A 23,365-nucleotide genomic window follows, 5' to 3' on the forward strand; every position below is an offset into this window, starting at 1 on the left:
TAAAGAAAAAGTCAAGAAAAAAATGTAGAAAAAAGCAATAAAATTAATCTTTTTTCTACTTCATATGTTTATTTCTTCGGAAATTTAGGTAAAATATAAAAGAAGTATAATTAAAATGATTATTTTTATTCCAATAAAGAAATTAAAATTAATAAAAATTCAGTAAATATAGCAAATTTATTTGTAGATAAAAATAAAGTTTTATATTTGATGAAAAATATGAACAGATATTAAGTTTAATACTAATAAAAAACAAAGGAGTGATTATTTTGAGTAATGAGCTGACAAGATTGGAGAAGGAATTGAGAAATTTTGCCAAAAGATGTAAAAATATAAAATACACAGGCGGACTTCTTTTGAGTTTTCTTTTTGCAGGAATGCTTACTTTTTCTGTAAATGTTGACAGCAATATCGTAAATGCAAGAAAAGATTTGAATACGTCAATAAATGATTTACATGTGTCATTTAAACAGACGAAAAGGGAAAATAACAGATTGTTGAAAAATGCCAATTTGGAATTGATTCAATTAATGGAACAGGGAGACCATGTGGTAAAATCTCCGTGGAGCAGCTGGCAAATAGGGATGAACTACTTCTACAGCAATTGGAGAGGGGCATATAAAGGGAGAGGTGATAAAGCCCAAAAATATCCTTATGAAGGAATATTTGAAAGAAGTACCAATGCTTTTGAAAGATACACATCTCCTTTAAGTCCGAGTTATGAAGAGTTAAACGGAATGTCGAATATAAGAAACGGATTAAATCAGGGATACGGAATAGCCAGTACAACTCCGAAACAGGAACCTCTGGCAATTTTAAACGTGGATGCTTCAATAAAACCCAAAGATGTATTCAGAGACGCGGTAAATGCACCGACAGTCAGTGTGCAGGCTCCAAATCTGCCACCGTTGAATGTACCCAGTTTAACACCGCCCCCTGTCAGCGTTCCTACTCCTAATGTACCGGAAAAGACAGTAAGTATTGTTAAACCAAATGCAAGTCCGTTTACTGGTTTCTTTTTTGATGGAAGTGCAAATGCTATTACTAAAGATAATAGCCAAGGTTTAATACCTACCGGAGCTGATGTAACATATGTTGCAACACAAGGTGTTACACTATATTCCGGAGTGGAACCGAGTGATATAAATGCAAATAAATCTGCAGATCAAATGACACCTGCTGCAAAAACAGGTTATATAAAATCAGACAGAACTATTGTGGATGTTTCTAATACGAATACATCCCAAGGGAATAAAGTTGGCCGTACAACAAATATTTTATATAGAAGCGGATACACAAATGGAACTCCTCTTACATTGAAAGATTTAACACTGCATGTTAGAGGAAATTTTGACGGAACTGATAGCGGAGGAACAGGAACAGGCCCAACTGACAGTTATACAGATGTCGGCCGTGGAGCAGAAGGAGGAGCAGATACAGGAGGTCCTACCCGTGGAACAATGGGAATACACACTTTATTAAATGTTAATATAGAAAACGCCACTGCAAATCTATACGGAAGAGCCGGATTTGTAACTTCTGAAACTTGGCGTAACGGTGTTGTTAATATAGTAGGAAATAATAATAAAGTAAATGTATACGGTTCGGAAAACTCGGTATTCTACATAATGCCTTCAGCTTACGGGACAATAACTTATGGATATAGCAATTCTAATAGATGGGCTTTTTATCTTGGAAAAATTACAGGAAAGACTAATATAGATATATTCGGTACCGGAAATAATGTCTATCTGTCTTCAGGAATATCAGGGGCAAGACATATAGAAAATGATGGAGTAATCAATTCTTATGGAGCTTCAAATATAGTTTATTCAGGAATGAGCTATGTTCCGGACTGGTCAAAATCAGCTTACCAAACTATGGGACCTCATCCTGATAAAATGCAATCAAAAATACAACTATCGAAAGTTAATCTTTACGGAGATGAAAATGTCGGAATGTTTTTTGGTAGCAAAATGGGAGGAAATAATCCTAAATCTTGGGAACCCGGGCATAGAATCTCTGAAGATGGTGCAGGTTATATAAGAAAAGCCTCATATATAGGAATATATCAGGGAGAAATAGATTTTGCGGCTAAAATAGGGACTCAATTAGGAGCTAATGCAAGTGATACGGCACAAGCTTCAGTGGGGAACTTAACAGGAAATAGTGATAAATGGGTTGAAGGCGGAGTTGGAGTATTTGCTCAGTCAGGGCAAAGAGAAGGAATAGATCCTATAAAAGATTTAGGAGTACCTTCAGGACTTGGAGGAGATTATGCACAAGCACCAACAATTGCAAATGATAAAATTCATGCACTGCAAGTAAGAAAGTTGGATATAACTTTCGGTAAAAATTCTAAAAACGGATTTATGCTAATTTCAAAATTAGGAAGTGTCATAGATGTCGGAAACCCTGCTTCTTCAAATGATTATGTAACAGGTATAAGTTCTACAATTACTGATGGAGTTAACGGTGCCAATACAAATGAAACTGATGCTTCAACCGGAACAGTTATAGCCTATGCTGAAGGAACTTGGGATCAGGCAAAACATCAATTAGGCTCTAAAGCTGCAGAAAAAACTCAAAATGATAATGATGCAGTAGCTGTAAATAATGGAACAGCCAGAAAACCGTTGACAGACATTGCTGCTTCAACAGCAGCTAAACTCCAGGGACTGGCTTCTGAAATAAATGTCTACCCTGATGTAGTCTTAGCTTCTAAAGAAGGAATTGCATATATGGGTGATAATCAGGGGATTGTCAATGCCAAAAAGACAACAGTAGCCGTAAGTCACAGTGCAATTATAGGATTTGCAAGAAACAAAGGAACGGTAAATATTGACGGAGATATTACCGCATTGGATGCAAAGGTCACTAATGCTGATGATAAATATAAAAATATAGCAGGGTTGGCAACATTAAATACAACTGCATTATCGGGAGCAACAGTAGGTGGAACAGTTAATATAAACGGTAACGTAAATGTAAACGGTATGGGTGCACTTGCTTCAGGAAACGGTTCAACAGTAAACTTAAATAAGACAGGAAATATAATTAATATAGGTAAAGAAGGCGGACTTGCTGCAGTAAAAGGAGGAAAAGTCAATTTTGCAGGAGGAACAATAAATGTGGGAGCTGATCGTTCGAGTTCCACACCTGTGTACGCAGATGAAGATCCGAATTCATCTGTTACTTTTAAAGACGGAGCAACTCCGACAAGTAAACCGACTACTATAAATATGTCAAGCGGTATTTTAATGACAGGAGAAGATACTGATTATTCTGCTGCAGCAACAGGTGTCGGAAAATACAAAGGAATGAAAAATGTTAAAGTAGTATTACAGGCAGACGGAGTAGTTTTAAAAACAAGTAACGGTAAAACGGTGACTTGGAACGGTTCAACAGCAGGATCAACAGCCGTAAAAAATGCAATGAAACTTGGAGAATTAGATACAAACAATAAAAAGTTTAAAATATTTTATATAAACGGAACTTTTAATCTGGCAACTAATTTGAATCTTGATGATGCTACTGACGAATTTAATAAAAGTTTAGGTTTGTCTAATGAAGTGTTTAACATAGGAAGTGGAGTTACTGTAAGTTCTGCAGCAGGAAAAGGACTCGCAATGGGGTCAAATGATACGGCAACTTCCAATGCAAGTAATGCGTATAACAATGACGGAACAATAAATATAACAAGCGGAACAGCAAATACATCAGCTTTAAATATCAGCTACGGAACTGTTGATAATAGAAATATAATAAATGTTGATAAAGGAATAGGAGTTTACGGAATAAACGGAAGCAGACTTGTAAACAATACTAACGGAACAATAACTGTCGGAACTGAAGGAGTAGGTATGGCAGGATTTTCATCAGCCTCGACTTTACAGATTTACGGAACTGATAAAAAAATAAAAGACGGTACGTTGGCTTCGACAGACAAAACTTTGGAATTGTTAAATAAAGGAACTATTACCGTAAACGGAAATAATTCTGTAGGAATGTACGGAGAAACAAATAAAGCTGCAGGAGCTCATGCAAGTACAAATATAGCGGCAAGTAACGGACTTATAACAAATAGCGGTAAAATTACTATGACGGGTGATAACGCTGTCGGAATCGTATCCAAAGGATTCGGAAACAAAATTGATTTAAGCGGAACGGGAAGCTCGGATATAGTAACCGGAGTGAATGGAATAGGAGTGTATGCTGAAAAATCCAATATCAATTTATTGTCAAATTACGGAATGGAAGTAAAAGATCAGGGAACAGGAATTTTTGTAAAAGACGGCAGTTCTGTAAGTGCGGGAACTTTAGAACTGAAATATAACGGTTCGAATACAGGAACAGGAGTAGGAATATTCTACGAAGGTTCGTCAACTGCAAATATGCTTAACAAAACCAATGTAAATCTTGTAGATAATACAGGAACAACAGGAGGACTGGTAGGTCTGTTTGCGAATAACGGAGGCATTTTAACAAATACAGGAAATATTGCGGGAGATAAAGGATACGGAATTATTACAAGCGAAACTGAAATAGTAAATAACGGTAATATAACATTGAACAATCCTGTAGACAATGCAACTAAAAAAGCGAGTGTAGGTATTTATACTCAAGGAAGTGACAAAATAACAAACAACGGAATAATAACTGCAGGAGAAAACTCTGTAGGGATATTCGGATACACTGTAGTAAATACAAGTACTGTAAACGTAGGGAACGGAGGAACGGGTATTTACAGTACGGGAGGAAATGTTGATTTGCTTTTGGGTGCAATAAATACAGGAACAAATAAGGCTGTGGCAGTTTATACAAAAGGAAACGGACAAACAGTAACGGCTCATAACGGAAGTACTTTGAATATAGGAGATAATTCGTTCGGATTTATTAATGAAGGGACAGGGAATACAATAAACAGTAATATTTCAAGTCAATCGTTGGGAACTGACACAGTTTATATTTATTCGACTGACAGAACAGGTACGGTAACAAATAATACCGCATTGACTTCAACAGGATCCTATAATTACGGAATGTATTCGGCAGGTACGGTAACAAACAATGCCGATATAAATTTCGGAGCAGGATTGGGAAATGTAGGAATATACAGTACACATGGCGGAACGGCAACAAACTCGGCAGGAAGAACAATTACAATAGGAAAATCATTTATAGATCCTGATGATGTAGAGAAAAACCGTTACGGAGTGGGAATGGCAGCAGGATTTACACCGACTGATTTGGAAAGACTGGCAGGAAAAACCGATTATACAGGAAATATAGTAAATAACGGTACGATAAATGTAACAGGACAATACAGTATCGGAATGTATGGAACAGGAGCTGGAACAAAAGTTTATAACGGTACTGCAATCGGTTCCGTTGCGACAATAAATCTCGGAGCAAGTAATACTACGGGAATGTATCTGGATAATGGAGCATACGGATATAACTACGGAACTATAAAAACAGTCGGAACGGGACTGGAAAAAGTAGCGGGAGTTGTTGTCAGAAACGGTTCCACAATAGAAAATCACGGAGATATAATACTGGATGCTAAATCGGCAGTGGGATTATTGGCTAAAGGAGATGTTTTAGGAAATAATTTAGGTATAATTAAAAACTATAAAAACATGACGATAACGGGAGAAGGCTCGGTCAATCAGCAGGAAGATACTAATAACAGCAGTTTCGGTAAAGGAATGGGAGGAGTTTCCATAGATGTACCGAAAGGTTCAAGTACAGGAACGATAAACGTAAACGGAAAACCTGTAGTACCGACATTGGCAACGACTACTCGGGAAGAATATCAGGATATGAATGTCTCAAGAATAGGGATGTATATAGATACCTCAAATAAAAGATTTACAAGACCTATAGCCGGATTGAGCAATCTCAGCAGTTTAAGAAAAGCCGATTTGATAATAGGAGTTGAAGCTGCTAAAAATACTACAAGTAAATATATTCAGCTGGATAAAAAAATACTGGATCCGTATAACGATATGATAAAAAGAAATACACAAATAAAAGATTGGAAAATATATTCGGGATCGCTTACATGGATGGCAACTGTAGCTCAAAATCAGACTGACGGTACAATGGAAAATGCTTATATGGCTAAAATACCTTATACTCAGTGGGCAGGGAAAGAACCGATGCCTGTGGAAGTAACCGATACGTATAATTTCCTTGACGGATTGGAACAAAGATACGGAGTAGAGGGGTTAGGAATGAGAGAAAAAACATTGTTTGATAAAATAAGCAGTATAGGAAAAAATGAGCAGAGATTATTCTACCAAGCTATAGACGAAATGATGGGACATCAGTATGCAAATGTGCAGCAAAGAATACACGGAACAGGAGTATTGTTGGATAAAGAGTTCACTCATTTAAGAAAAGAATGGGATACTAAATCAAAACAATCGAACAAAATAAAAGTATTCGGAATGAGAGATGAGTATAAAACAGATACTGCAGGAATAATAAATTACACAAGTAATGCTTACGGATTTGCATATTTACATGAAGATGAAACAATTAAGCTTGGAAACAGTTCAGGATGGTATGCAGGAGCTGTAAACAACAGCTTTAAATTTAAAGATATAGGCGGATCAAAAGAAAATACTACTATGTTAAAGTTGGGAATATTTAAATCAACAGCTTTTGATAATAACGGAAGCTTGAAATGGACAGTTTTGGGAGAAGGCTACGTAGCAAGAACAAGTATGCACAGAAAATATTTGGTAGTAGATGAAATCTTTGAAGGAAAATCCGATTATAACAGTTATGGAGCAGCAATTAAAAATGAAATAAGCAAAGAATTCAGAACAAATGAAAGAACAAGTATAAAACCTTACGGGAGTTTAAAACTTGAATATGGAAGATTTAATACAATCAAAGAAAAAACAGGAGAAGTAAGACTTGAAGTAAAAGGAAATGATTACTATTCTGTAAAACCTGAAGTCGGAATAGAGTTTAAGTATAAACAACCGATGGCTGTAAAAACAACTTTTGTAACAACTCTTGGATTAGGCTATGAAAATGAGCTTGGAAAAGTGAGAGATGTTAAAAATAAAGGGAGAGTGGCTTATACCGATGCAGACTGGTTCAATATAAGAGGAGAAAAAGACGACAGAAAAGGAAACTTTAAAGCGGACTTGAATATCGGAATAGAAAACCAAAGATTCGGAGTAACATTAAACGGAGGTTATGACACAAAAGGTAAAAATGTAAGAGGAGGATTAGGGTTTAGGGTGATTTATTAACAGATTTTAATATTCATTTTTGACGGAAAGGGTAATTTCAAAGATTGGAATACTCTTTCTTTTTTAGGACAATAAATATATTAAATTTCTAATTTTTGGATATTTTTGGTAAAAAATTGACTTTTTTGGTATATGAGGTATAATGTTAATAAGAAAACCAAAAAATCAAAAAGGAGGAAGCGGAATGGCAGAAGAACTTTTACCTGGAATCAAATTGAGAAAAGGTGAAATATCTGAGAGAGTTTTAGTTTGTGGAGATCCTTTCAGGGCAGAAATGTTAGCACAAAGGTTGGATGATATGAAATGTCTTGCAAAAGCGAGGGAGTATTGGACTTATTACGGTAAGTATAAAGGAGTCCCGATTAATATATCTTCTCACGGAGTCGGAGCAAGTGGAGCTATGTTATCCTTCATAAGTTTAATTAAAGGAGGTGCAGAAGTAATAATCAGACTGGGGACATGCGGTTCATTAAAAAAAGATGTGAAAGCAGGAGATATAATAATTGCTACAGCAGCGGCTAAAGAGGATGGATTAAGTAATATATATGTTCCTGTCTCATTTCCTGCGGTAGCAGATATTGATGTAATTAATTGTTTAAGAGAAACAGGTATAAAACAGAATATAAAAAATATTCATACAGGGATAATAGTGACACAGGGGGCTTTTTACGGAGGAGTTATTAAAACTAATACTGAAGAACTTGCAGAATCCGGAGCAATTGGGTTAGAAATGGAAGTTGCCGCTTTATATACTGCGGGTTCAATTTATGGAATTAAAACAGGATCGATATTATCAGTTGATGGAAATGCTTTAGCAGTTCTAGATTGTGCGGAGGATAATAATCCTGATCCTGAATTATTGAAAAAGACTGTTGAAAAATGTGCAGATATAGCATTGGAAGCTTTAATAAATGTCAAATTTTAATATAAAATTTAGTTTAATAAAGGAGGAAATATGTCAGGCAGTGAAAAAAAATTAAGTTTTTGGGAGTTAATGATTATTGGAATAGGTCAACTTATAGGTTCCGGAATAATGGTTCTATTATGTATTGCTATGGGAATGACAGGAAAAGGAGTTGCCTTTTCGTTTATAGTTGCTGCAGTAATAGTAATTATTCCATTGATTGCAATGGCTGCGTTGGGATCTGCAATACCGAATTCAGGAGGAATGTATGTCTATGTAAGAGATCTTATAGGAAAAAAGACAGGATTTTTTTATGTTACTTTATTAGTGTTTGGACAATTTATACTGGCACAGTATGCAATAGGGGTTGGAGAATATGCAAAAGAATTATGGTCTAATGTAAATGTCGGACTTATATCTATGGGAGTAATGACTTTTGTATTTATTGTAAATTTAATAGGACTTAAAACTTCAGTGTTGCTCCAAAGATTTGTTGTAGTTATACTCGTAGGTTCTTTATTAGTTTTTGTTATTTACGGATTTCCTCAAGTAAAAGATGTAGGCTCTTTTTTTCAAGCTTCCAATATATTGCCTAATGGCTTGGGAAGTTTTTTAGCAGCTTCTGTTTTAGTAAGATTTGCATTAATAGGTTCGGAATTTTTATCCGAATTTGGGGGAGATGCTAAAAATCCGGGAAGAGATATACCGATAGCTATGATACTTTCAACAGTATGTGTAGCGGTGTTGTATGTTTTGATTGCCATAGTCGCTGCAGGAGTACTTCCTATAGACGAAGTCGCTTTTAAAACATTGGGAGTTGTTGCGAAAAAAATATTACCTACATGGATGTATTTTGTGTTTATGATAGGTGGAGGAATGTTTGCATTAATATCATCATTAAATGCAGTATTTGCATGGGCAACAAAAGGAATCAAACAAGCTATAAAAGACGGTTGGTTGCCTGAAAAACTGGCAGAAGAAAATAAAAGATTCGGAACGGCACATTGGTTATTGTTGATGTATTATTTAGTAGGAATGTATCCTATTTTAATTGGACAGGAAATCAAAACTATTTCAGTTATAGGAACAAATATAGGATTGATATTTTCAGGATTCCCTGTTGTTGCTATAATGTTTCTTGCTAAAAAACGTCCGAAAGAATATGAAAATGCTCAATTTAAATTACCTAAATGGGCGATGTATACAATACCTGCGATAAGTATGTGTATATACGTTATAGGGGTTTTATCGAGTTGGGATTATTTGAAAAGTCAGGGAGCTATAACTCCTATTATAGTTTTTTGTATTATAGTAGCTGCTTATACATGGATCAGGGAACCTTATGTGAAAAATAAGCAAAGTCTTCAAAAGGAGGAATGAAAATGATTAGACAGGATTATAATCTTCCTTTTATGCTGAAATATGAAAATATTGCATGGTTTAATGAAGAAGGATATGTCAATATATTAGATAGAAGAATATACCCTGAAAAAACAGTATTTGTAAAATGTAATACACATGAAGAAGTAGCAAAGGCAGTAAAAGATATGGTTACTCAAAGTGCAGGACCGTATACTGCAGTAGGTATGGGAATGGCCTTGGCCGCATTTGAATGTAAGAATATGTCAGTAGAAAAGCAAATAGAGTATTTGGAAAAAGCAAGTTATACATTGAGTCACGCAAGACCTACCACTGCCAACAGAATGAGTAAAATTACGGAAGCATGTGTTGAAAAAGCTAAAAAAAATCTGGAAAATGGAGATAATGCATTTGAATCCATAAAAAATGAAACAATAGATTCGTTAAACAGAAGATACAGTATAATGGAAGAAGTAGGAAGATATCTTGCAGATAAAATAAAAGACGGAGATAAGATTTTAACACAATGTTTTGGAGAAACTATAATAGGTATGCTTATAAGAATATTAAAACAACAAAATAAAAATAATGTGGAGTTTTACTGTGCTGAAACAAGACCTTATTTGCAGGGAGCAAGACTGACTGCAACATGTTTTGCTGAAGCAGGATTTAAAACAACTGTAGTTACAGACAATATGATAGCTTATTTAATGGAAAATATAAAAATAAATTTATTCACATCGGCAGCTGATACAATAACAAGAGAAGGTTATATTGCCAACAAAATAGGCACATATCAGATAGCTTTACTTGCTAGAAATTTTGGAATACCTTATTTTGTGACAGGGATTCCGGATATTGACAAATATGGGGAAAATGATATAAATATAGAATACAGAGATCCCAGTTCAGTTTTAGGTAATCATACTTTAAAAAATGTAAATGCGATATATCCGTCTTTTGATATAACACCTCCTTATTTAATAAGTGGGATAGTTACAGATAAAGGTGTATATTCTTCATATGATTTAGGCTCGTATTTTAAAAATGATATAAAAAGATTTTATTAGAATACACAATATTGAAAGGAGATAAAGATGTTTCAGAAAAACTGTAAAGAATAAAAATACAAAGATAATAATTATTTTTTCTCAGAGACATCTGAAATTTAATATGAATATTAGAAAAAAACTTGTAGAAGCAGGAAAAAGACTCTATAATACAGGGCTGGTTGCAGGAACAAGCGGAAATATCAGTATGAGAAATTTAGAAAAAAAGGACAGTTATTTTATTACTCCGAGCAGTTTACCCTATAATGAAATTAAAGAAGAAGATATTGTAGAAATAAATTCAAAAGGAGAACCTTATATAAGGGGACAAAAGCCTTCTTCAGAATGGCAAATGCATATATCTGTATATGAAAAATATAACAAATATAATGCAATAATTCATACTCATTCGACATTTGCAACGGCATTTGCTGTAATTGGAGAAAAAATACCTTTAATTCTGGTAGAGATGAAACCTTTTCTTGGCGGTGATCTGGATGTGGCACCATATAAGCCAGCAGGAAGCAGAGAATTGGGTAAAGTAATATTACCGTATCTTGAAAACAGAAATTCGTGTTTATTGGCAAATCATGGTACAATAAGTTGTGGAACTACTTTGGAAGAAGCTTTTATCTCTGCTGAATATGTAGAAGATGCTTCAAAAATATATTATTACGCTAAAACAGCAGGAAAACCTAAAATATTGGATTTTTAAATTAGGAGAACAGTATGATAAAAATAGAAAGACAAAATAAAATACTTCATTATTTAAATGTCAATGGAAGTTTATCCATATCAAAAATATCAAAAGAATTAAAATGCAGTGAAGAAACAGTCAGAAAAGATCTTGTAGAGTTGGAAAGAGAGTCAAAACTAATCAGAATACATGGAGGAGCTTATATTGAGGATAGATATGACAAGGGATTTTCTTCAAATATAAGAGAAACTTTATTAAAAGAAGAAAAAATGTATATATCGGATATAGCTTTGGATTTTGTAAAAGATAGAAATACTCTAATGTTAGATTCCAGTACTACATGTATTGAATTTGCAAAAAAGATATTAAATTCTAAAATATATGTTACTATAATAACAAATTCGCTACAAATTGCAAATTTATGCGATTTTTCCGAAAATGCAAAATTAATACTTTTAGGAGGTAAATTTAGAACTAGAAATAAGTCTTTTACAGGTTATCATACTACAGATATTTTGAAATTATATAATGCAGATATTTCTTTTGTAAGTTATCCTTCAATAGATATAAAATTGGGTTTAGGGGATAATAATTATGAAGAATTGAGAGTCAGAGAAACAATGTTGAAGCATTCCAAAGTAAAAATATTACTTATGGATCATACAAAATTTTCTGAAAACGCATCTATTGTATTTTCAAAGATTTCTAATATAAATTGTATAATAACAGATAAAAAGATAAATAAAAAATGGGAAGAATTTTTTAAACGGGAGGATATAAATGTTAAATTTTAGTTATAAAAATAATACTAAATTAATTTTTGGTAAAAATTCCATAGATAAATTGGAAGACGAATTAAAAAAATATAATTCTAAAGTTTTGATGCTTATAAGTGGAAACGGGAAATATTTAAAAGATTTAGGAATATATAATAAAGTAAAAGAAAATTGTGAGAAACTTAATATAAAACTTATTTATAATAATGAAGTTATCCCTAATCCTGAAGTGGAGTTAGTAAGAAAACTGGTTGATATATGTAAAAAAGAAAGTGTAGATTTTATACTGGCTGCAGGAGGAGGTTCCGTTATGGATACTGCGAAAGCTGTTGCAGTTGGAGCTTTATCTGATGAAGATGTATGGGAATTTTATTTATATAATAAAATTCCTGAAAAAGCATTGAATATAGGAGTGATTTCTACATTGCCTGCAAGCGGATCGGAAGCTTCAAATTGTTCGATAATTTCAAACGGAAAGTATAAACTTGGTTTAGAAACAGATTTGATAACTCCCGAATTTGCAATATTGGATCCTGAATATACAAAAACTTTGCCGTTATATCAGACTTCTGTCGGAATATGTGATATATCAAGTCATTTAATAGAAAGATATTATTCAGCAGTTAAGAATACAGATACAACCGACTATATGATAGAAGGACTTCTAAAAGCTTTAATAATAAATGGACTGAAATTAATAAAAAATCCTGATAATATTGATGCCAGAGCAGAGGTGTTTTTAATATCTATATTCGCACATAATAATATATTGGATTCAGGGAGAATGGCAGACTGGGCATCTCACAGAATAGAGCATGAGTTAAGCGGTGAATATGGAATTACTCATGGAGAAGGAATGGCAGTTGTTCTTGTAGCATACACAAAATATATGGCTAAAAAGAAGCCTGAAAAACTAGCTCAACTTGTAAATAGAGTGTTTGGAATAGATAGTTTTGATTATTCTTTAACGGAAATGGCTGAAATTTTAGCAGATAAATTGGAAGATTTTTATAAAAAACTTCATTTGAGAACAAAACTTTCGGAAATGAATATAAATGACACTGATTTTGAGAAAATGGCAGATAGAGCAACTAAAAACGGAAGTAATAAAATAGGTCATTATTTACCTTTAGGAAAAGAAGAAATAATAGAAATCCTTAATATTGCAAGATAAAGTCAATAAAGAATGTATTAAAGAGTTATCTTAATACTAGCAGATAACTCTTTTTATATAATTAATTTTGTCTTGTTTTCCTTTTGGTTGCATTTTCTTTTTCATTTGAGCGTCCTCACTACTTTTTATAATTTTTTCTTATCATCTTCCAAAAAAGTTCAGAATATGATAATATATGAGTGCTGATTAAATAACAAAGTACATTTGGAAATTATTCGGATTGATGTGATAGAAATAATAAAATATTATAATTTATTTGATAAAAGGAAAAATAAAAATGGCAACATACAATTTATTGTTTAAAAGTTTGGAAGAATTGAAAATCAAAGGGATAGGTAAAGTAGCCTTGAATAAATTTAATAAACTTGGGGTATATACTTTATATGACCTTTTTTATTTTTTTCCGAGAGCTTATGAAGACAAGGCCAATAGTAAAAATATATCTGAAATACTTCCTGAAGAGTTTGTCGTTATAAAAGGAACAGTTGTAAATGCCGTAAATCAATATATAAAATCGGGAAGAACTATGTTTCGTGCAATGCTTAGAGATGAAACGGGAATTATAGAATTGGTATGGTTTAATAACAGATTTATAAAAAACAGCATAAAAACGGGAGATGAATTGCAGGTATACGGAAAAGTCAAAAGAGCGGCAAAGTTTCAAATGGTAAACCCTGAATATAAAAAAATACAGGCTGACGGAATGATAAGAGGAGAAGCAAGACACGAACAGATATTGCCTATTTATCCATCAACGGCATCATTAAGACAGGAAGCGATAAGAAAAATTGTAAATGAAGCATTGCTTGATTACGGATATCTGTTACAGGAAAATATTCCTGAAGATTTGCTGAAAAAAGGAAGCCTGATTTCAAGAAAAGAAGCAATACTGAATATACATTTTCCTGAAGAATTTGAGAAAAAGGAAAAAGCGAAAAAAAGATTTATGATCGAGGAAATTCTGCTTCTGGAAATGGGGATTTTACAGAACAGATTTGAAACTGATAAGGAAAATAACAATATATACGAACTGGAAGATAACAAAAAACTTGTGAGTAAATTTATAGAAAGTCTTGAGTATGAACTGACAAAGGCTCAAAAAAAAGTGATAAGCGAAATATATAAAGAACTTAAATCAGGAAAAATAGTAAACAGGCTCATACAGGGAGATGTAGGTTCGGGGAAAACGATAGTTGCTCTTATTATGTTGCTGTATATGGCTGAAAACAGCTACCAGGGAGTAATTATGGCACCGACGGAAATACTTGCTACACAGCATTATCTAGGAATTGTGGATATATTTAACGATCTTGATGTGAGAGTGGAACTTTTAACGGGGAGTGTCAAAGGTAAAAAAAGAGAAAAACTGCTCTCGGAGATAGAAAACGGTCTTGTGGATATTGTCATAGGAACACATGCTCTTATAGAAAATGATGTAGTTTTTAAAAATCTCGGACTTATAGTTATAGACGAACAGCACAGATTCGGAGTAGTACAGAGAAAGCTTCTGAGGGAAAAAGGAAGTATTGCCAATCTTATAGTAATGAGTGCTACTCCTATCCCGAGATCCCTTGCACTTACCATATACGGAGATCTTGATGTTTCTGTTATCGATGAGTTGCCGTCAGGCAGAATGCCTATAAAAACTAAATGGATCAGAGATCTTGACGAAAAAAACAAAATGTATAATTTTATCGAAAGAAAGATAAAAGAAAGACGGCAGGTTTACGTAGTGTCACCGTTAATTGAGGAAAGCGAAACACTTAATGTAAAGTCGGCACAACAGACTTTTGAAGAATACAGTGAAATTTTTTCAAACAGACGGTTGGGGCTGATTCACGGGAGACAGAATTATAAAGAAAAACAGGAAGTAATGAGAAAATTTAAAAAACATGAAATTGATATATTAATATCCACAACGGTTATAGAAGTGGGAGTAAATGTTCCGAATGCGTCAATAATGGTAATAAGAGATGCTCAAAGATTCGGTTTGTCATCACTTCATCAGTTGCGAGGAAGAGTAGGAAGAGGAAAATATCAGTCTTACTGTTTTCTCGAGTCGGAAACCGATAATGATTTATCCATGAAAAGATTGCAGGTTATGGAAAAGACTACAGACGGATTTAAAATAGCCGAAGAAGATTTAAAGTTAAGAAATTCGGGAGAGATATTAGGTACAAGACAAAGCGGTGTGTCGGATATGGTACTTACGGATATTGTCAAAAATGTAAAAGAAATAAAGGCGATAAGAGATTATGTAGTCGACTATCTGGAGAAAAATAACGGTAAAATAAATAATGAATATTTAAAAAGGGATATTTATGAGAAATTTCATAAAAAAATGATTGAATAGGGAAAATTGAGCGAAGAAAAAAGTATATACAGTATTTAAAAAAATCTCGGAAAGGAGTTTTGCAAAAAAATGAAAAGACAACAGGCAGATATGGGATTGCTTTTGGTAGGAATATTGTGGGGATTGGGATTTGTTTTTGTGAAAATCGGATTGAATGAAGGAATAGACCCGTTTTATCTTCTCTCAATAAGATTTTTGGGAGGCTTTGCCATACTTTATGCGATTTTCCGAAAAAAAATGAAGAAGATAACTCTGTATGACATGAAAGCCGGAATAATAATAGGAATGTTTCAGTTTTTCGGTTATACTTTTCAGACATACGGAATGCTGACCACAACTGCCAGTAATAATGCGTTTTTTACTGCGATAAATGTAGTAATAGTGCCTTATTTTTTCTGGCTTATATACAGAGAAAGACCTAACAGAAGTGCTTTTATCGCTTCGGTTTTATGTGTAGCGGGAATAGGAATCATAAGTTTTGACAAAGATATGCATTTAACAAGTTTAAATAAAGGAGATATTTTAACTATAATCTGTGCGGTGTTTTTTGCGGCTCAGGTTGCATCAACAGGATATTACAGTGAAAGAGTCCATACACTGAACCTTGTTTTCATTCAGATGGTTACAGGAGGAGTGCTGTTTTTAGGAAACTTGGTGATTTTTTCCGGAGTAAGTGCAATAAAACCTTTACATGGAATGGCATTAATTGCTATACTTTACTTAACGATATTTTCAACAGCGATTCCGTTTTTGCTCCAGACATATTTTCAAAAATGGACTACTTCTACAAGGGCATCAATAATAATGACTACAGAATCACTGTTTGCTCCGTTATTTGCCTATTTTCTTTTAGGTGAAGTGCTTACTTTGAAAGTAATATTCGGAGCAGTATTAATACTTTCTTCGGTAGTTGTATCGGAGATTAAATTCGGAAAAAATGAAGTGGAAAAAGGATAAAAATAAAATAAAGAAAGGAGAGTACTGTTTAAAAATATTCCCGTATTTTCGGAGTCGACGGAGAAGCGGAGAACTTGGGTAGCGGGAGTATGAGGGTAGCAATGAGCCCTCATGAAGCAGTCATAGAAAATGAGATTATCAAAAGCATTTTTAAAAACATATAAGGAGGCTCCTAAAGAAGCCGAAATAATAAGTCATCAGCTTATGTTAAGAGCTTCGATGATAAAGCAACTGACAAGAGGAGTTTACAGCTATTTGCCTTTGGGCTATAAAGTATTGAGAAAAATAGAAAATATTGTAAGAGAAGAAATGAACAGAGCAAATGCACAGGAAATACATATGCCTGTATTGCAACCGGCTTCTTTGTGGGAAGAGTCGGGGAGATGGTTTGCTTACGGACCTGAATTGATGAGATTGAAAGACAGAAATGAAAGAGAATTTGCTTTAGGGCCTACTCATGAAGAAGTTGTAACGGATATAGTGAGAAATATGGTGAGTTCGTATAAAGATTTGTCTTTTAATCTTTATCAGATACAGACAAAATTCAGAGATGAAATGAGACCGAGATTCGGACTTATGAGAGGAAGAGAGTTTCTGATGAAAGATGCTTACAGTTTTCATATTGATCAGAAATCTCTCGATGAAGAATACCTTAATATGAAATCTGCCTATGAAAGAATATTTAAAAGATGTGGGCTTAATTTCAGGGCGGTAGAAGCCGATTCAGGGTCTATAGGAGGAGATTCTTCTCACGAATTTATGGTGCTTGCAGATAGCGGAGAAGACGATATTTTATACAGTGACGTTTCAGGATATGCTGCAAATATTGAAAAAGCATCGAGTATAATAGAATTAGTTGAAAGTACTGAAGAAAAAAAAGAAAAGGAACTGATAGAAACTCCCAATGCCAAGACGATAGAAGGACTGGCTGAGTTTTTGAATATACCTAAGGAAAAAACGGTAAAAGCTGTGCTGATGAAAGAAGTATTGCCTGACAGACAAAATTTCGTTTTAGGGCTTATAAGAGGAGACTTGGATATTAATCCGATTAAGTTGAAAAATGCTATGGGAGCTTCGATGGAGCTTGAAATGATGACCGAAGAGGACTGCGAAAAACTTGGGATTACTACAGGATATGTAGGATCTTTTGAGAAAAATGATAAATTGAAAGTCATTATGGACGAAACTGTAAAATATATGAGAAACTTTGTAGTAGGCGGAAATAAAAAAGGATACCATTATATAAATGTTAATCTTGAAGACTTGGCTTATGATTTAGTAGCAGATATAAGAGAAGCAAGAGCGGGAGATGGATCTCCTGACGGAAAAGGGACGCTAAAAGTCGCAAGAGGAATAGAAGTGGGACATATATTTAAACTGGGAGATAAATATTCCAAAGCACTCAATGCCACAGTTCTTGATGAAAACGGGAAACAACAGATAATAGCTATGGGATGTTACGGAATAGGAATTTCAAGAGTAATGGCTGCCGCTATAGAACAGAATCATGACGAATTCGGTATAATATGGCCGAAAAATATAGCACCTTATTTAGTTGATGTAATAATCGCCAATATAAAAGATGAAACACAGTTTTCGTTGGGAGAAAAACTTTATAAGGAATTATGCGATAATGGAATTGAAACAGTGCTTGATGACAGAAACGAAAGAGCCGGATTTAAGTTTAAAGATGCCGATCTTATAGGTATTCCGTTAAAAATAGTTGTAGGAAAAGGTGCAGCTGAGGGAAAAGTCGAGATTAAAGACAGAAGAACGGGAGAAAGTCGGGAAGTAAAAGCCGAAGAAGTAACTGATTTTGTAAGAAGATTCATAGAAGAATAAGAAGAATATCTGAAAAAATATGCAGCTACGTGGAAAGATTGCGATATTATAAAGTTCAGGAAACAGTATGTCATTATTACCGATGTAAAAATAAAATATAATTAACAGATTGGAGAAAAGGATGAGTATTAAAAATATAATATTTGATTTGGGAAATGTCCTTATAAATTTTAATCCGAAAGAGTATACAAATAATGAAAAGCTTTTAAAAGAAGTTTTTGCAAGCCCCGAGTGGCTTATGCTGGATAGGGGAACACTGACTTATGAGGAAGCAAAAGAAATATTTAAAGAAAGAGTTCCCGAAAAGGCTGAGAAAATTAATGAACTTTTTGACAGTAATTTTTTTGAGTTGTTGACTCCTATAAAAGAAAATACCGAGTTATTGTCGCAACTGAAAGAAAAATATGATTTGTATATTTTATCCAACTTTCATAAAGGGGCTTTTGAAGAAATATATGAAAAATATGATTTTTTCAAGTGTTTTAAAGGGAAAGTAGTGTCATGTTACTATCATTTATTAAAGCCTGAAAAAGAAATATATGAAGAAATTTTGAATAAATATTCTTTGAAGCCTGAAGAAACAGTGTTTATAGATGATATGAAAGTAAATATAGATGCTGCGGAAAAACTGGGAATAAAAGGTATTCATTTGCCTGATTATACAAAATTAAAAGAAAAGTTAGAGGAATTTTTAAAATGATGAGAATAAGAAATTTATTGTTGGTATTGCTGTTAATAACGGCAAATATGATTTCGGGAGCTGAAAAGCAGCAGATAATAATACCTGAAGGCTTGAAACCGGGAGATACGATAGGTCTTATCGCTCCTGCAAATTACAAAGGAACTTCTGCCGATGCGGAAGTGGAATATCTTATGAACAGAGGGTTTAATGTAGTTTACGGAAGATCTTTCGATTCGGTATGGTACGGCTTCGGAGGTACTGATGAAGTAAGAGCCAAAGATATAAACGATATGTTTGCAAATAAACAGATAAAAGCGATATTTGCTATAAGGGGAGGATACGGGACTATAAGACTTGTAGATAAACTGGATTATGATTTAATAAAGAAAAATCCGAAAATATTTTCCGGGTACAGTGATATTACTACTCTTTTGATAGCAATTAATGAAAAAACAGGACTTGTAACTTATCACGGACCTATGAGCTCTAATTTTAAAGATATTCCTGTTGTTACCGAAAGTTCTTTTGATAAGACTTTTATAAATAAAGAATCTTTGAACTTAGCTGAATTTGACAGTGAGTATTTTGTGTTGAAAGGCGGTAAAGGCGAAGGACAGATAACAGGGGGGAATTTATCTCTTGTCATTGCATCGCTTGGAACTGAATACGAAATAAATACCGATGGGAAAATATTGTTTATTGAAGAAGTGAACGAGCCTACTTACAGAGTGGACAGAATGTTAAAGCAACTGAAATTGGCGGGAAAGCTGAAAAATATAAAAGGGGTTCTTTTGGGAGATTTTAAAAATGCTAAAAGAGCAGAGCCGGGAGACATGTCTTTGGAAGATGTATTTGAAGATAATTTCGGGAAAATGAAAGTGCCTGTAATAAGCGGACTGAAATCAGGACACGTAAGACCTTTTATTACAATCCCTATAGGAGCTAAAGCAAAAATAGATACTTATAAAAATGAAATAATCATAGAACAATCTGTAAAATAATCGAATATTTACAGACTTCTCTTTTCGGTAATAACAAAATCGACTTTTACATCGTGGTCTTCCGAAGGAATGTTGTCCAATAACTGAAAATCATAGCAAATACCTATAATTAAAGGATTGTTATGATTTTTTCTGATTTTATGTAAAAATTTGTCGTAATATCCTCCTCCAAATCCAATTCTATTTTTGGAAATATCAAAGGCAAGAGCAGGAACAATAATTAAATCAAGGATGTTTTCATCGCTAAAAATATCGGATTTTGATTCGTAATATCCGAATTTATGTAAAACAAGTTCATTTTCATTATATCTGCTTATTTTCATTTCCTTGTTTGGCAGCGTTTTCGGGATATAAAAATTTTTATCAGAATACAGTTTTATTATTTTTGTAATTTCAACTTCATTTCCCATATTCATAAAAATCATTATATTTTCTGATTTTCGGATATAAATATCAAGTTTTTCGATAATGATATCGCTATTTTTTTCTACAGTTTCTTTTGAAAGTAAGTTTCTTTTTTTAATCATATTTTTACGAATTTCATCTTTTTTCATGGTGTCGGAGCTCCTTTTGGACTTTATAATATTTATAGTAGCATATAAAGTTTGATTTGGCTACTGTAGTAGTTTACAAAATAAGGGTATAATTATAAAAATGAAACTTTTTGTAATAAATGTTTACTAAAAGGTGTATCTTTTCAAATTTCTAAAACAGGGTATTATTTTAATGTAAGATGGAGGTATAAATGATAGTTAATATAAGAACAATAGAACTTTATAGTTATATTTTGAATAATCCTTATAAAACTGTAAAAGAATTGGCACAAGACATGAGTGTTGATGAAAGAAAAATAAGATATGAAATTGAAAATCTGAATTTTTTGTTGTCGTTGAATAAAATTGAATACAAAATATTAAATTCAGTAGGAAAAATATCAATAGAAAAAAATTTGAAAACAGTAGAATTTTCTAAAATTTTATTGTCGCTGGAAAAACCTTCCCAAAAACAGCGAAGAGATATAATAATATTTAAGTATTTAACTGAATCAAAAATAAACATAAAAAGACTTACAGAGGAATTTGATGTTAGCAGAACGACATTGAAAAAAGATTTGAAATATATTGAAGAAAAAATTTTTAAAGAAAAGAAAATACATCAACCTTTAAAAATGTTGTTAAAAGATGAACATGAATTGGAATTAAGAGGAATTTTAGTGAAAATATTACTGAAATACAGAGATAATTTAATGTTGAAGTTAAAATCAAATATGGTAACCGAGTTTATAAAAGATAAAATTTCTCTTATAAATAAGAAATCAATAAAAAAATTTTTAGAAAAAATTTCAGGAGAAAAAGTATTAAAAAGTGAATTTTATGATTTTTTTTACTCGTATATGTTAGTGAGTATTTTAAGAATAAGTTCAGGAAAAAGTCTTAGTACAAGAATTTTAAATGCAAATTTTTTAAAAAATACCAAAGAATACGAAATAATAACTAAATATATAAGTATATTGGAGAAAAATAATAAAATAATATTCAATGAAAATGAAAAATTACAACTCACGGATTATCTAATAGGATTTTTTTCCTATTCATATAATACAAAAATTTTTGAAAAGTGGATAGAAGTAAATTTAATAATAAAAAATATGATTTACAAAATGGAAAAAGAAATGAAAATAAATTTTTCCGAAGATGAGGTTTTGCTGGAAGGACTTCTTAATCATATTAAGCCTGCAATTTATAGAGCTAAAAATAAAATTAATTTAGAAGAAACGGAATTATATCTGAATGAATCAGAATCTTTTGATAAAAATTTATTGGAAAAAGTAGAAGAAGAAGTAAAGAAAATAGAAAACTTACTTGATATTAATTTTAAAAGAGAAGAGATAATTTTATTTATTGTTCATTTTCAAGCTTCTATGGAAAGAATAGCTGAAAGAATAAAACAAAATAAAAGAGTTTTACTTATGTGTATAGGAGGATATGGAACAACAACAATTTTGATGTATAAATTAAAAGAAAAATATGATTTGAAAGAATTAAAGCCGATTTCATATATGAGTTTATCCGATATAGATATTAGTAATTATGATGCCGTAATAACAACTGTTAATCTGAAAAAAAGTATACAGGAAAATTTGAATATAAAGATTATAAAAGTTTCACCCCTTTTGGTTGAAGAAGATATAAAAAGATTGGACAGTTATTTTAATAAAAGAAGAGTTAAAAGGATAGAATTGCCTGAAATAATAGAAAGCATTGAAAAATTTGTTGAGATAAAAAATAGAGAGGGACTGGAAAAGTCAATTGAAAAATTATTACTCGGCAAAAATTCAGATGTTATATCTGTTAATGATTTAAAAGAAAATCAAAATTTATATAGCTATTTTTATTCAGGAAATGTTGAATATATTAAAGAAAAAATAGAAAATTGGGAAGAAATAATAGATATAGGAGTTAATATTCTAAAAAATAACAAAAAAGTCAATGAGGAATATTCAGAAGACATAAAATCCTTAATTAGAAATTTCGGACCTTATATGGTAATAACCGAAGATATAGCTATTCCTCATTCGGAAACCAATAAAAATGTTTATGAAAAAGGTATAGCACTTTTAGTATTAAAATATCCTGTGTTTTTTCCGAAAAACAAGAGAGTAAAAATTTTGTTTTTTCTCTCTTCTAAAGAAAGAAAAGATAATTTAAAAATAATAGAAGATATACTTAAATTAATAGAGCAGTATGATTTTAAAAAAAGAATCGAAAAAATAGAAAATAAAGGAATGCTAGTTGAATTAATAAATGAAATTGGAAATGAGGTGAAAAATATTGGCAGAAATAATCAGTAAAAAATTAATAAACCTTGATTTAGAAGCTGAAAACTGGGAAGAAGCTATCATGAAAGGAGGTGAAATACTGATAAAAGAAGGATATATTGAAAAAAAGTATGTTGAAACTCTTTTGAAAATATCAAGAGATGAAGGTCCTTATTATATTATTACAAAAAATATAGCACTTCCTCATGTAAGACCTGAAGAAGGTGTTAAAAAAAGAGGATTCAGTTTTATCAGATTGAAAAGACCTTTAGATTTCGGAAGTAAGGAAAATGATCCTGTAAAATATATAATATTTTTAATGGCGTTAAATTCTGAGGAACATATTAATTTAATAAAATTTATTTCAAAAATAATAGAAGATAAAAATTTTTTTGAATTGGTTGAAAAAAATAGACAAAATAATGAAAAAAATAGAGAAATTGTGTACAAGTATTTAAATAATATAATCGTATAATAAT

At 32.3% G+C, this 23,365-nt stretch carries 15 protein-coding genes; 14 read left to right on the forward strand and 1 reads right to left on the reverse strand.

The genetic code is table 11. The annotated features are described in order from the left end of the window. Window positions 1–269: 269 nt before the first annotated feature. The 12 genes from FVE72_RS01170 to FVE72_RS01225 all read left to right on the forward strand — a co-directional run bounded on the left by FVE72_RS01170 (window position 270) and on the right by FVE72_RS01225 (window position 20,068). A complete protein-coding gene (locus FVE72_RS01170; RefSeq protein WP_026736930.1) occupies window positions 270–7,274 on the forward strand; it encodes an autotransporter-associated N-terminal domain-containing protein in 7,005 nt (2,334 codons plus the stop codon). Window positions 7,275–7,458: 184 nt separating this feature from the next. Further along, window positions 7,459–8,199, forward strand: coding sequence for a nucleoside phosphorylase (locus FVE72_RS01175; protein ID WP_026736931.1), 741 nt, complete (start codon window positions 7,459–7,461; stop codon window positions 8,197–8,199). A gap of 30 nt (window positions 8,200–8,229) precedes the next feature. Beyond that, window positions 8,230–9,558 carry an APC family permease gene (locus FVE72_RS01180; protein WP_036055985.1) on the forward strand — a complete coding sequence of 443 codons (1,329 nt, stop codon included), beginning with the start codon at window positions 8,230–8,232 and terminating at the stop codon, window positions 9,556–9,558. Between the two features lie 2 nt (window positions 9,559–9,560). Beyond that, window positions 9,561–10,607, forward strand: coding sequence for an S-methyl-5-thioribose-1-phosphate isomerase (locus FVE72_RS01185; RefSeq protein WP_026736932.1), 1,047 nt, complete (start codon window positions 9,561–9,563; stop codon window positions 10,605–10,607). A 103-nt stretch (window positions 10,608–10,710) separates the two neighbouring features. Beyond that, window positions 10,711–11,301 carry a class II aldolase/adducin family protein gene (locus FVE72_RS01190; protein WP_006806491.1) on the forward strand — a complete coding sequence of 197 codons (591 nt, stop codon included), beginning with the start codon at window positions 10,711–10,713 and terminating at the stop codon, window positions 11,299–11,301. A gap of 14 nt (window positions 11,302–11,315) precedes the next feature. Continuing rightward, window positions 11,316–12,077, forward strand: coding sequence for a DeoR/GlpR family DNA-binding transcription regulator (locus FVE72_RS01195; protein ID WP_006806498.1), 762 nt, complete (start codon window positions 11,316–11,318; stop codon window positions 12,075–12,077). Continuing rightward, a complete protein-coding gene (locus FVE72_RS01200; RefSeq protein WP_026736933.1) occupies window positions 12,064–13,233 on the forward strand; it encodes an iron-containing alcohol dehydrogenase in 1,170 nt (389 codons plus the stop codon). The genes FVE72_RS01195 and FVE72_RS01200 overlap by 14 nt, the downstream gene beginning before the upstream one ends. A gap of 277 nt (window positions 13,234–13,510) precedes the next feature. After that, window positions 13,511–15,586 (forward strand): ATP-dependent DNA helicase RecG, encoded by a 2,076-nt coding sequence (gene recG, locus FVE72_RS01205; RefSeq protein ID WP_026736934.1) that lies wholly within the window; start codon window positions 13,511–13,513, stop codon window positions 15,584–15,586. Window positions 15,587–15,655: 69 nt separating this feature from the next. Beyond that, entirely contained in the window at window positions 15,656–16,543 is an 888-nt protein-coding gene (locus FVE72_RS01210) for a DMT family transporter (RefSeq protein ID WP_026736935.1), read from the forward strand. Window positions 16,544–16,672: 129 nt separating this feature from the next. Continuing rightward, a complete protein-coding gene (locus FVE72_RS01215) occupies window positions 16,673–18,385 on the forward strand; it encodes a proline--tRNA ligase (protein ID WP_026736936.1) in 1,713 nt (570 codons plus the stop codon). Between the two features lie 121 nt (window positions 18,386–18,506). Beyond that, entirely contained in the window at window positions 18,507–19,085 is a 579-nt protein-coding gene (locus FVE72_RS01220) for an HAD family hydrolase (protein ID WP_036055987.1), read from the forward strand. Next, window positions 19,082–20,068 carry a S66 peptidase family protein gene (locus FVE72_RS01225; protein WP_081724158.1) on the forward strand — a complete coding sequence of 329 codons (987 nt, stop codon included), beginning with the start codon at window positions 19,082–19,084 and terminating at the stop codon, window positions 20,066–20,068. The genes FVE72_RS01220 and FVE72_RS01225 overlap by 4 nt, the downstream gene beginning before the upstream one ends. 8 nt (window positions 20,069–20,076) lie before the next feature. On the opposite strand, the gene FVE72_RS01230 is transcribed toward FVE72_RS01225, so the two are convergent. Next, window positions 20,077–20,622, reverse strand: coding sequence for a 5-formyltetrahydrofolate cyclo-ligase (locus FVE72_RS01230; RefSeq protein WP_036055989.1), 546 nt, complete (start codon window positions 20,620–20,622; stop codon window positions 20,077–20,079). A 191-nt stretch (window positions 20,623–20,813) separates the two neighbouring features. Between FVE72_RS01230 and FVE72_RS01235 the strand changes: the two genes are divergently transcribed. Together FVE72_RS01235 and FVE72_RS01240 are read left to right on the forward strand one after the other, a co-directional pair. Further along, complete coding sequence (locus FVE72_RS01235; protein ID WP_026736940.1) at window positions 20,814–22,919, forward strand: PTS sugar transporter subunit IIA; 2,106 nt, start codon at window positions 20,814–20,816, stop codon at window positions 22,917–22,919. Beyond that, complete coding sequence (locus FVE72_RS01240; protein WP_006808285.1) at window positions 22,900–23,361, forward strand: PTS sugar transporter subunit IIA; 462 nt, start codon at window positions 22,900–22,902, stop codon at window positions 23,359–23,361. Before FVE72_RS01235 ends, FVE72_RS01240 begins: the two co-directional genes overlap by 20 nt. Window positions 23,362–23,365 lie beyond the last annotated feature (4 nt).

The organism is Pseudoleptotrichia goodfellowii (assembly GCF_007990505.1).
Lineage (GTDB): Bacteria > Fusobacteriota > Fusobacteriia > Fusobacteriales > Leptotrichiaceae > Pseudoleptotrichia > Pseudoleptotrichia goodfellowii.

What these genes read in the sequence shown, in the direction of transcription:
- FVE72_RS01210 (WP_026736935.1), top strand. Translation starts at nt 15,656, where the DNA reads ATGAAAAGACAACAGGCAGATATGGGATTGCTTTTGGTAGGAATATTG.
- FVE72_RS01195 (WP_006806498.1), top strand. Translation starts at nt 11,316, where the DNA reads ATGATAAAAATAGAAAGACAAAATAAAATACTTCATTATTTAAATGTC.
- FVE72_RS01185 (WP_026736932.1), top strand. Translation starts at nt 9,561, where the DNA reads ATGATTAGACAGGATTATAATCTTCCTTTTATGCTGAAATATGAAAAT.
- FVE72_RS01230 (WP_036055989.1), bottom strand. Translation starts at nt 20,622, where the DNA reads ATGAAAAAAGATGAAATTCGTAAAAATATGATTAAAAAAAGAAACTTA.
- FVE72_RS01220 (WP_036055987.1), top strand. Translation starts at nt 18,507, where the DNA reads ATGAGTATTAAAAATATAATATTTGATTTGGGAAATGTCCTTATAAAT.
- FVE72_RS01225 (WP_081724158.1), top strand. Translation starts at nt 19,082, where the DNA reads ATGATGAGAATAAGAAATTTATTGTTGGTATTGCTGTTAATAACGGCA.
- recG (WP_026736934.1), top strand. Translation starts at nt 13,511, where the DNA reads ATGGCAACATACAATTTATTGTTTAAAAGTTTGGAAGAATTGAAAATC.
- FVE72_RS01235 (WP_026736940.1), top strand. Translation starts at nt 20,814, where the DNA reads ATGATAGTTAATATAAGAACAATAGAACTTTATAGTTATATTTTGAAT.
- FVE72_RS01190 (WP_006806491.1), top strand. Translation starts at nt 10,711, where the DNA reads ATGAATATTAGAAAAAAACTTGTAGAAGCAGGAAAAAGACTCTATAAT.
- FVE72_RS01180 (WP_036055985.1), top strand. Translation starts at nt 8,230, where the DNA reads ATGTCAGGCAGTGAAAAAAAATTAAGTTTTTGGGAGTTAATGATTATT.
- FVE72_RS01215 (WP_026736936.1), top strand. Translation starts at nt 16,673, where the DNA reads ATGAGATTATCAAAAGCATTTTTAAAAACATATAAGGAGGCTCCTAAA.
- FVE72_RS01200 (WP_026736933.1), top strand. Translation starts at nt 12,064, where the DNA reads ATGTTAAATTTTAGTTATAAAAATAATACTAAATTAATTTTTGGTAAA.
- FVE72_RS01175 (WP_026736931.1), top strand. Translation starts at nt 7,459, where the DNA reads ATGGCAGAAGAACTTTTACCTGGAATCAAATTGAGAAAAGGTGAAATA.